This window comes from Rhodopseudomonas sp., from assembly GCF_036404135.1.
Lineage (GTDB): Bacteria > Pseudomonadota > Alphaproteobacteria > Rhizobiales > Xanthobacteraceae > Rhodopseudomonas_A.
Genome location: NZ_DASWPE010000190.1, coordinates 1 through 9,943 on the forward strand (window position 1 = coordinate 1; position 9,943 = coordinate 9,943).

Genomic DNA, 9,943 nt, shown 5'->3' on the forward strand with positions numbered 1-9,943 from the left:
CGCCGACCTGCAGCGCCAGCTTCTTGCCGAGCACGCCGCCGGCGGCGTTGATGTCGGCGACCGCCTGCTCGGCGCCGTTCTGCAACTGCCGGCCGAACGCGGATTCGCCGCCCGTCATCGGGCCGGCCACCGCCACGGTGATGTCCTGGGCCAGGGCGGAGGTCGACAGCGCCAGCGAGACGCCGAATGCCAGGCCGATGAGCTTTCGTGGTGTCATGGGATGATCCTTGCGGTAATCGTGCGATGTGCGGCCGCGCCCGGAAACGCGCGGGTCGGGCGCATTCTCGGCTAATTCGCCGGCCAAGTCATCGCCAAATTTTCAGGCAGGACGGGGCGGGATTGCCGCATCCGTCATGTGGCTTGTGCGCGGCGGCGCGGCATCGGAAACGGGCTCCCTCTCCCATGGGGAGAGGGCCGGGGTGAGGGAGTACGGCTTATCGAGACTGTGTAACCCCTCACCCGGCGCTTCGCGCCGACCTCTCCCAATGGGAGAGGTGACCTTGCGGCCACTGCATGTCCTCGTTACGCGCGGTGATGCAGAGGTGAAGGATGCGGACAGCACTGCACCGGCCACCTTGCTCAGCCGTGGCGGCCGCCTTCGAGATAGGCGGCGCGGACGTCGGGGCGGGCCAGCAGTTCGGCGCCGGAGCCGCTCAAGGTGATCAGGCCGTTGACCATGACGTAGCCGCGATGCGCCAGTTTCAGCGCGTGGTTGGCGTTCTGCTCGACAATCAGCACGGTAAGACCGTCCTGCCGGTTGAGCGTGCGGATCGCATCGAAGATCTGCTTGGCGACCAGAGGAGCGAGGCCGAGCGAGGGCTCGTCGAGCAGCAGCAGTCGCGGCCGGCTCATCAGCGCGCGGCCGATCGCGAGCATCTGCTGCTCGCCGCCGCTCAATGTGCCGCCGCGCTGGGTCAGGCGTTCCTTGAGCCGCGGGAACAAGGTCAATACCCGCTCCAGCCCGGCCGCGCGGTCGGCCTCGCTGGTTTCGGTGGCGTCGGCGCCCATCTGCAAATTCTCGGCGACGCTCATCCGCGGAAAGATCCGGCGGCCCTCCGGCGACTGCGCGATGCGCAGCCGTGCGATGTGATGGGTGGGTACTTCGGTGAGATCCTGGCCGTCGAATTCGATGCGGCCGGCCTTGGCGCGCGGCTTGCCGAAGATCGTCATCATCAGCGTCGATTTGCCGGCGCCGTTGGCGCCGATCAGCGCCACGATCTCGCCTTGCGCGATGTCGAGGTCGACGCCCTTCAGCGCTTCGATCTTGCCATAGGCAGCGCGCAGGCCGCGGATCGCCAGCAGGGGCGTGGTCATGCGGCCCCCACTGATGGGTCGCAGGTGAATGCGACGAAGCACGATCTCTCCGGGCGTCGTCCCTGCGAACGCAGGGACCCATCATCCCTGGCGGTTGGGTTGATGCATGAGGTTGTCCGACGGTGCCATAAGGCTACGCCACGCCATATGGGTCCCTGCGTTCGCAGGGACGACGCGGTGGAAGCGCGGAACCAGGTCACAGACGTTTGACGCGCGGTCGGTCTCACAGCCCGAGCTCCTGCGCGACGGCTTCGACTTCGTCGTCCTCGACGCCGAGATAGGCGGCGATCACGCGGGCGTCGTCGCGGACCTGCTGCGGCGTGCCGTCGGCGATCTTGACGCCGTAGTCCAGCACCACGACGTGATCGGAAATCTCCATCACCACGCTCATGTCATGCTCGATCAACAGGATCGAGGTCTCGCCCTCGGCGCGGATCGACATCAGCAATTCGCTCAGACTGGCGCTCTCGCGGGCGTTGAGGCCGGCGGCCGGCTCGTCGAGGCACAACAGCGCCGGCCCGGTGCACATCGCGCGCGCGATCTCCAGCCGGCGTTGGTCGCCATAGGGCAGGTTGCCGGCGGCGTCGTCGGCGCGTTCCAGCAGCCCGATCCGCTTCAGCCAGACTCGCGCGAGTTCGATGGCGCGGGCCTCGGCGCTACGCCAGGACGGCGCGCCGATCAGCCCGAGAAAGGTCAGGCCGGAGGCGCGCATCAGGGCGTTGTGCTGCGCCACCATCAGGTTTTCCAGCGCGGTCATGCCGGGAAACAGCCGGATGTTCTGGAAGGTGCGCGCCACCTTGGCGATCTTGGAGATCCGAAAGTCGTTCAGCCGTTGCAATTGGAAGCTGTTACCGTCGACATGGCTGAGCCGGATGGTGCCGCCGGTCGGCTTGTAGAAGCCGGTGATGCAGTTGAACACCGTGGTCTTGCCGGCGCCGTTGGGGCCGATCAGCGCGGTGATCTCGCCGTGCCGGGCCGCAAACGACAGGCCGTTGACCGCGACGATGCCGCCGAACCGCATCGCGAGATTGTCGACCTCGAGGATGGGGGAGCCGCTCATCGGCCTTCCTTGACGAGGTCGGAGGAAATCGCCCGGTTGTGTTCCAGAAACACCGTCGGCGCGCGATGGCCGATCAGTCCGCGCGGCCGCCAGATCATCAGCAGCACCATCGACAGCCCGAACACCAGAACGCGGTACTGCTCGAGCCCGCGGAACAGTTCGAAGCCGCCGATCATCGCCACCGCCGCCAGCGCCACGCCGAGCTGCGAGCCCATGCCGCCCAGCACCACGATCGCCAGCACCAGCGCGGATTCCTGGAAGGTGAAGGATTCCGGCGAGATGAAGCCCTGCCGGGTGGCGAAGAACGCGCCGGCGAAGCCGCCGAACATCGCGCCGGTGGCGAACGCGGTGAGCTTGGTGGTGGTGGTGTTGATGCCGAGCGCGCGGCAGGCGACCTCGTCCTCGCGCAACGCTTCCCAGGCGCGGCCGATCGGCAGCCGGCGCAGCCGGATCGTCACCCAGTTGGTCAACAGCGCCAGCGCCAGGATCAGGTAGAACAGGAACACGATGCGGTGGGTCGGCGAGAATTCGATGCCGAGCTTCGCGGCGAGGCCGTCCTCGCCGGGGATCAGCGGAATGCCGAACAGCGTCGGACGCGGAATGCCCGAGACGCCGTTGGGGCCGCCGGTCAGGCTCTGCCAGTTGATGATGACGAGGCGGATGATCTCGCCGAACGCCAGGGTGACGATCGCCAGATAGTCGCCGCGCAGCCGCAGCACCGGGAAGCCCAGCATCATGCCCCAAAACGCCGCGAGGATGCCGGCGAGCGGCAGGCAGACCCAGAACGACAGCCCGAAATTGGTCGCCAAGAGCGCGTAGGAATAGGCGCCGACCGCGTAGAACGCCACATAGCCGAGGTCGAGCAGGCCGGCGAGGCCGACCACGACGTTGAGGCCCCAGCCCAGCATCACATAGGTCAAGACCAGAATGCCGAGATCGAGGATGTAGCGCTGCTCGTAGAAGATCACCGGCACCAGGAAGGTGAAGCCGAGCAACAGCGGCGGCAGCACCCGGCCGGCGAACGACAGCGCGCTTTGCAGCTTCGGCCCGACACTGTGCACGGTGCCGACCGGGCCCCACCACCAGCGCAGCAGCTCGATGATGATGGAGCCGACGAATACCGCACCGACCATCGCGGCGAGGTCGCCGAACCGGGTCCAGTAGATCAATTGGCCGGTGGGACCGGCCTCGGTTCGGATGCCGATCATCAGCGAAAACAAAACCAGCGCCACCAGGGCGCTGATCAGGGATTTCTTGAAGACGAACGCGACATCGAGGCCGCGCTTCTTGGCGGCGGTCGGGGCGGCGGCGGGGGCAGGAGCGAGGGTTGTCACGCGCGCGCCCGTCAGACTTTTTCGACTTCCGGACGGCCGAGCAGGCCGGTCGGAAGGAAGATCAGAACGATGATCAGGATCGAGAACGCCGCGACGTCCTTGTACTCGACCGAGAAATACGCCGACCACAAGGTTTCGATCAGGCCGATCAGGAGGCCGCCGAGCATCGCGCCGGGCAAGGAGCCGATCCCGCCCAGCACCGCGGCGGTGAACGCCTTGATGCCGGCGACGAAGCCCATGAAGAAATCCACCAGGCCGTAATACAGCAGGTACATCATACCGGCGACCGCGGCCAGTGCGGCGCCGATCACAAAGGTCATCGAGATGGTGCGGTCGACGTCGACGCCGAGCAGCGCCGCCATGGTCTGATCCTGTTCGCAGGCGCGCATGTCGCGGCCGAGCCTTGTCCTCGACACCAGCCAGGTGAAGATCGCCAGCAGCACCACGGTGGTGATCACGACGATGATCTGGATGTTCGACAGCCGGACCACGAAGCCGTCGGCCTCATACAGCGTATAGCCGCCGGTGATGATCGGCGGCACCGGCTTGACCCGGGCGCCCTGCGCCAGGCCGGAATAGTTCATCAGCACGAACGACATGCCGATCGCCGACAGCATCGGCGCGAGCCGGAATGAGTGCCGCAGCGGCCGGTAGGCGATCCGCTCCACGGTCCAGCCGTACAGCGCGGTGATCGCCATCGACACCAACAGCACGATCAGAAGAATCACCGGCACGAAGGTGAGGCCGAGCGAGACCAGGATCAGGAACGAGATCAGCGCGATGAAGCCGCCGATCATAAAGATGTCGCCATGGGCGAAATTGATCATGCCGACGATGCCGTAGACCATCGTGTAGCCGATCGCGATCAGGCCGTAGATCGAGCCGAGCACGATCCCGTTGATCAGTTGTTGGGCGAAATAGTCCATGTGCTGCCGTGTTGGAGACTGAACAGACTCATATTCTGACGCCAACCGGCCATGCAAGACCAGTGCCCATTTTCGGCTGGGGCCGGCGCGACGGGGCTCCCGGCAGCCGGGCATCGCGCTCCGGTATTTTTCTAACAGTGCGAATCGGCTGCGGCAACAGATCAGGCTGCGACTTAAGGTGGGCAAGTCCGGAGCCCGGTTCCGGTCGGGTCGCAAAGCCGTGATCGGCGCAAGGCGGATTCCCGCGCAACGTTTTTGCGGGGTCCCGGTTGTTTTGTGTTGCTACCCAATAAGGAGGAGGCGTTGGAATGCCGAAACAGAACCAGCCGCATCAGGGTCAGCAGAATCAGACCCCGAGCCAGAAACCCGGCCAGCAGGGCAGTGGCCAGAAGCCGGGCCAGCAGCAACAGGATCCGAGCCGCCAAGGGGCAAAGCCCGGGCAGCGGGATCGCTAACCGCCGAGAGCTGATCCTGGGAGGTCCCGCCGCAAGGCGGGACTTCTTTGCGTTGCAAGGTAAAATGCTGCGCCGCGGCCCGCGTTAAGGTTAACAAAGCCTTTCGATTGCCACACCCGGTTAACGAATGGTTACCTGCAGCTCGTGACGGCCCGCATGATGGGCGGCACGATTGGCAGAACCGGCGTTGGCGGCACCATGATGGCAACGAACTGGCGGATCAGCACCTTCAACGGGGCGTTGTTGGCGGCGTATTTCGTCCCGGCGTGGACGGTGGCCGCGTTCCGGATCATGATTTCTCCGGTACACGGCTTGTACGAGCGGCCCAACGTCTCGATCGCGCTGTTCGTCAGCGACTATCTGCACCTCGCCGCGATGTCGACGGTGCGCGCCGCCTGGTTGCTGGCGCTCGGCAAGCTGACGGTGGTGGCGTTTTTCGGGGTGTTCGTGGTGCTGACCACCCGCGCGACCATCCGCAAGGCCGGCGGCTGCGATGAGGCGCTGGCCTTCGCGCTTTCGATCGGCAGCCTGATCAGCTTCGCCAGCATGGTGATGGCCGCCAAGGTCGGCGAGACGGCGGCGCTGCGATTGCACGCCACCGAGCTGCTGCTGCTGCTCGGCACCGCGATCCTGATGACGATGGAGCCGCCGCTATTGCGCAAGACGGCCGGCGATGACGTCGCTTCCGCGGAGCGGAAGGAACCGGCGTACCTGCCGCCGCAGTCGAAGGCGGCGTAGTTCGATGGCCCGCGCGCCGGGCCCAAATCTCTATGGTTTGCGGTCTAGCGAAACAACAGTCTCGTCAAAATCGCCACGTTGAGGGCGATGGCGAAGCCGACCATCCATTTAACCAGGATGAGTTCAGAGTGAGTTTTGCTGAGTTCGTTGTCGACGCGGGAAAATCGGTCATCGTAATTTGCCAGCGTTTCCGCCGCCTTGCGCGCCTTGTCCTCGGGCGTGCCCGCGGCGATGAATGCGTCATAGACTTCCGAAATCATCGTCGACACGGTATGGCTCCGAGTGTTGTCGACCGGATAACATAGTCGTTTCGCTGAGATGCGAAAGGCGGGATCGCCTGCAATCCCAGCTGCGACGGTGAGTCGCCCCGACGACGCGGCGCCGATCGCTCTGCGCGCCGTCTACCGCTGCGTGAGAAACCCGATCACCGCGTCGGTGAAGGCATGCGGCTGTTCGACGTTGGAGATATGCGCGGCGTCGAGCAGCGTCATGCTGGCGCCGGCGATCCGGCTGCGGATGAATTCGCCGGCGGCGACCGGGGTGGATTGATCGTGGCGGCCGACGATCACCAGCGTCGGCCTGTCGATCCGCGGCAGCAGCTCGCGCTGGTCGAGCGTGCTCAGCGTCTCGCAGCAGGCCAGGTAGCCCTCGACCGGCGTCGCCACCAGCATCGCCCGCAGCCGCTCGGCGGCCTGCGGCTCGCGCTCGCGAAACTCCGCGGTGAGCCAGGCGGCGATCACGGTGTCGGCGATCGCATTGAGCCCGCCGCCGCGCACCGCCTTGATGCGGTTCTGGAAGTTGCTGGGGTCCGGATAGTAGCAGGCGGTGTTGGCGAGGATCACCCGGTCGAGCCGCTCCGGCGCGTGGGCGGCGAGCCATTGCCCCTCCATGCCGCCCATCGACAGCCCGCACCAATGCGCCTTGGTGATGTTGAGGTCGTCGAGGACCGCCAGCACGTCGCGGCCGAGCCGCTCCATGGTGTAGGGGCTGGGCGGCACCGCGGATTTGCCGTGGCCGCGGCGGTCGTAACGCACCACGCGAAACAGGCTGGTCAGCGCCAGCATTTGCGGCTTCCACATCTCCATGGTGCAGCCGAGCGAATTCGACAGCAGCAGGGTCGGCGCGCCGTCGCGGCCCTCCACCGAAACGTTCAACAGGCAACCGTCGGCATCGATCAGGGGCATCGGGTGTCTCCATATGACAGCGCAACTGCAGCACGATGCGGCCGCGCGGCGATGTGGCGCGGCACCGCCGCACGGCGCCGGTGATGGCCGCGGCTTCGGCCGATCGTCGTTCCTGATCCGCGGCGATGCTGTATCATCGCGATTCTGCCAAGCTTTTTCTTTTCGGACAGGCGTGCTTTACTCCGAAAACGGCGCCGCCGGGCAAGGCGGCCCAAGGGAGGACATCCAATGGCCATGACGATGAGCGGCGAGGTCCATCTCGTCGCGCCGCGTGCGCTGGTGTGGGAAAAGCTCAACGACCCCGAAGTGCTGAAGGCCTGCATTCCCGGCTGCGAAGAGCTGGAGAAAACCGAGGATGCCGAGGGTTTCCGCGCGGTTGCCAAACTGAAGGTCGGGCCGGTGTCGGCGCGCTTCAAGGGCCGCGTCACCCTGACCGATCTCGATCCGCCGAACGGCTACACCATCACCGGCGAGGGTGAAGGCGGCGTCGCCGGCTTTGCCAAGGGCGGCGCCACGGTGGGGCTCACCGACAACGAGGGCGGCACGCTGCTGTCCTACAATGTCGAGGCCCATATCGGCGGCAAGCTGGCACAGCTCGGGCAACGGCTGATCAACGGTTCGGCGAAGAAACTCGCTGACGAGTTCTTTTCGAATTTCGGCAAGGCGGTGCAGCCCGACGCCTGAGCGATCAAGTTGTTTTGACCGCGCAAAGTCCGGTTCGGCGCCGCCGCAGCACAAGCCGCGATGTTGCCGACCCCGGCCGGGGTCCATAAGATGGCCGCAAGACCGGCGCGGCGCCCGAAATCGAACGCCCGCGGTCGGACACGGGCAGCAACTATCCGGTCGACCGACGACCGAGCCCATATAATGACCGAGCCACTATAAAGGCGCTCTGCCGTGCAACGCGGCGGCGCGGATCAAGAGAGTGCTGATGGCGAAAATTTCCCTGATCGTGAATGGCAATCCCGTCACCGCGAATGTCGACCCGCGCACCTTGCTGGCGCAGTTCCTGCGCGTAAACTTGCGGCTGACCGGCACCCATGTCGGCTGCGACACCTCGCAATGCGGCGCCTGCGTGGTGCATCTCGACGGCCGCGCGGTGAAATCCTGCACCACGCTGGCGGTGATGGCGGACGGCCACAGCGTCACCACCATCGAGGGGCTGGCCGCCGACGGCGCGCCGTTGCACCCGATGCAGGAGGCGTTTCGCGATCGTCACGGGCTGCAATGCGGGTTCTGCACTCCGGGCATGATCATGACCGCGGTCGATCTGGTGCATCGCAAGGGTTTTGAGCTCAGCGATCAAACCATCCGCGAGGAACTCGAAGGCAATCTGTGCCGCTGCACCGGCTATCAGAACATCGTCGAGTCGATCGCCGCCGGGGCCAAGGCGATGGGCAAGTCCGATCTGGCGTAACCCAGTCAGCTGACGTTCGTAAGCCGATCCGAAGGACCGCCATGTACGAGTTCAAATATCATCGCCCGGCGACCGTGCGGCAGGCCGCGAATATCTTGGCCAAGAACGAGGACGCCAAGCTGATCGCCGGCGGCCACACGCTGTTGCCGGTGATGAAGCAGCGGCTGGCAGCGCCGCCGCATCTGGTCGACCTGTCGCATATCGAGGGGCTCGACGGCATCGAGATCAAGGGGCGCTCGCTCTCGATCGGCGCCACCGCCAAGCACGCCGACGTCGCGACTTCGGCGATCGTCGGCGAGGCGATCCCGGCCTTGGCCGAACTGGCCTCGCTGATCGGCGATCCGGCGGTGCGTCACAAGGGCACGCTCGGCGGCTCGCTCGCCAACAATGATCCGACCGCGGACTATCCGGCGGCGGTGCTGGCGCTCGGCGCCACCATCGTCACCAACAAGCGCAGGCTGAAGCCGGAGGAATTCTTCCAGGGGATGTTCTCCACCGCGCTGGAAAGCGACGAGATCATCACCAAGGTGCTGTTCCCGATCCCGAAAAAGGCCGCTTACATCAAATTCCGCAACCAGGCGTCGCGCTACGCGCTGGTCGGCGTGTTCGTCGCCAGGCGACCGTCCGACGTTCGCGTCACCGTGACCGGCGCCGGCGCCGAGGGCGTGTTCCGTGTCACCGCCTTCGAGGAAGCGTTGAAGAAGCGATTTTCGCCGAAGGCGCTGGAAGGCATTCACGTCGACGCCGACGGCCTCAACAGCGATCTGCACGGCAGCGCGGAGTATCGCGCGCATCTGATCGGGGTGCTGGCGAAGCGCGCGGTGGAGGCCGCCAATGCCAAGCCCGAAACGCCGCTGGCCGAGTGAGAATGGCGCAACCATGACCACAGCATCGGAATTGCCCAGGTCCGTCGATGCCACGCTCGAACTCTTGACCAGCCAGGGCTATCTCGCCGAGCGCCAGCTTGCGACGGTGACGTTTCTTGCACTGCGGATGGGGCGGCCGCTGTTTCTCGAAGGCGAGGCCGGGGTCGGCAAGACCGAGGTCGCCAAGGTGCTGGCGGCCGCACTCGGCCGCAAGCTGATCCGGCTGCAATGCTACGAGGGCCTCGACATTGCCTCCGCGGTGTACGAGTGGAACAGCGCCGCGCAGATGATCGCGATCCGGCTCGCGGAGGCCAGCGGCGACACCGACCGCGAGCAGCTCTCCAGCGACATCTTTGCCGAGCGCTATCTGATCAAGCGGCCGCTGTTGCAGGCGCTGGAGCCGGACGTCGCCGGCGCACCAGTTTTGCTGATCGACGAGCTCGACCGCGCCGACGAAGCGTTCGAGGCCTATCTGTTGGAAATCCTCTCCGACTTCCAGGTGACGATTCCGGAATTCGGCACCATCCAGGCGCCGCAGCCGCCGATCGTGATCGTGACCTCGAACCGCACCCGCGAGATCCACGACGCGCTGAAGCGGCGCTGCCTGTATCACTGGGTCGACTATCCCAGCGCCGACCGCGAATTGGCG

At 65.7% G+C, this 9,943-nt stretch carries 12 protein-coding genes; 5 read left to right on the forward strand and 7 right to left on the reverse strand.

The window, feature by feature from the left end; genetic code table 11:
- From VGC77_RS21045 to VGC77_RS21065, 5 genes are all read right to left on the reverse strand, one after another.
- A partial coding sequence (locus tag VGC77_RS21045) for an ABC transporter substrate-binding protein (protein WP_331173509.1) occupies positions 1 to 217 on the reverse strand: 217 nt, incomplete at its 3' end.
- Between the two features lie 362 nt (positions 218 to 579).
- Positions 580 to 1,314, reverse strand: coding sequence for an ABC transporter ATP-binding protein (locus VGC77_RS21050; RefSeq protein ID WP_331173510.1), 735 nt, complete (start codon positions 1,312 to 1,314; stop codon positions 580 to 582).
- A gap of 223 nt (positions 1,315 to 1,537) precedes the next feature.
- Positions 1,538 to 2,374, reverse strand: coding sequence for an ABC transporter ATP-binding protein (locus VGC77_RS21055; protein ID WP_331173511.1), 837 nt, complete (start codon positions 2,372 to 2,374; stop codon positions 1,538 to 1,540).
- Positions 2,371 to 3,708, reverse strand: coding sequence for a high-affinity branched-chain amino acid ABC transporter permease LivM (gene livM / locus VGC77_RS21060; protein ID WP_331173512.1), 1,338 nt, complete (start codon positions 3,706 to 3,708; stop codon positions 2,371 to 2,373). The genes VGC77_RS21055 and livM overlap by 4 nt, the downstream gene beginning before the upstream one ends.
- Before the next feature lie 11 nt (positions 3,709 to 3,719).
- Entirely contained in the window at positions 3,720 to 4,634 is a 915-nt protein-coding gene (locus VGC77_RS21065; protein ID WP_331173513.1) for an ABC transporter permease subunit, read from the reverse strand.
- A 656-nt stretch (positions 4,635 to 5,290) separates the two neighbouring features.
- Here VGC77_RS21065 and VGC77_RS21070 point away from each other — a divergent pair.
- Positions 5,291 to 5,827 carry a hypothetical protein gene (locus tag VGC77_RS21070; protein WP_331173519.1) on the forward strand — a complete coding sequence of 179 codons (537 nt, stop codon included), beginning with the start codon at positions 5,291 to 5,293 and terminating at the stop codon, positions 5,825 to 5,827.
- Between the two features lie 44 nt (positions 5,828 to 5,871).
- Here VGC77_RS21070 and VGC77_RS21075 read toward each other — a convergent pair whose 3' ends face one another.
- Together VGC77_RS21075 and pcaD are read right to left on the reverse strand one after the other, a co-directional pair.
- The gene (locus tag VGC77_RS21075; RefSeq protein ID WP_331173520.1) at positions 5,872 to 6,087 is read right to left on the reverse strand and encodes an integrase; all 216 of its coding nucleotides are present in this window, start codon (positions 6,085 to 6,087) and stop codon (positions 5,872 to 5,874) included.
- 141 nt (positions 6,088 to 6,228) lie between these two features.
- On the reverse strand, positions 6,229 to 7,011 hold the full coding sequence (gene pcaD, locus VGC77_RS21080) for a 3-oxoadipate enol-lactonase (protein ID WP_331173514.1): 783 nt from the start codon (positions 7,009 to 7,011) through the stop codon (positions 6,229 to 6,231).
- Positions 7,012 to 7,239: 228 nt separating this feature from the next.
- Here pcaD and VGC77_RS21085 point away from each other — a divergent pair, with 228 nt between their 5' ends.
- The 4 genes from VGC77_RS21085 to VGC77_RS21100 form a co-directional block, all read left to right on the forward strand.
- Positions 7,240 to 7,695 carry a carbon monoxide dehydrogenase subunit G gene (locus VGC77_RS21085; RefSeq protein WP_331173515.1) on the forward strand — a complete coding sequence of 152 codons (456 nt, stop codon included), beginning with the start codon at positions 7,240 to 7,242 and terminating at the stop codon, positions 7,693 to 7,695.
- Between the two features lie 247 nt (positions 7,696 to 7,942).
- Entirely contained in the window at positions 7,943 to 8,428 is a 486-nt protein-coding gene (locus VGC77_RS21090) for a (2Fe-2S)-binding protein (RefSeq protein ID WP_331173516.1), read from the forward strand.
- Between the two features lie 41 nt (positions 8,429 to 8,469).
- On the forward strand, positions 8,470 to 9,294 hold the full coding sequence (locus VGC77_RS21095) for a xanthine dehydrogenase family protein subunit M (protein ID WP_331173517.1): 825 nt from the start codon (positions 8,470 to 8,472) through the stop codon (positions 9,292 to 9,294).
- Positions 9,295 to 9,307: 13 nt separating this feature from the next.
- Positions 9,308 to 9,943: MoxR family ATPase (locus VGC77_RS21100; protein ID WP_331173518.1), on the forward strand; the 636-nt coding region annotated here is incomplete at its 3' end.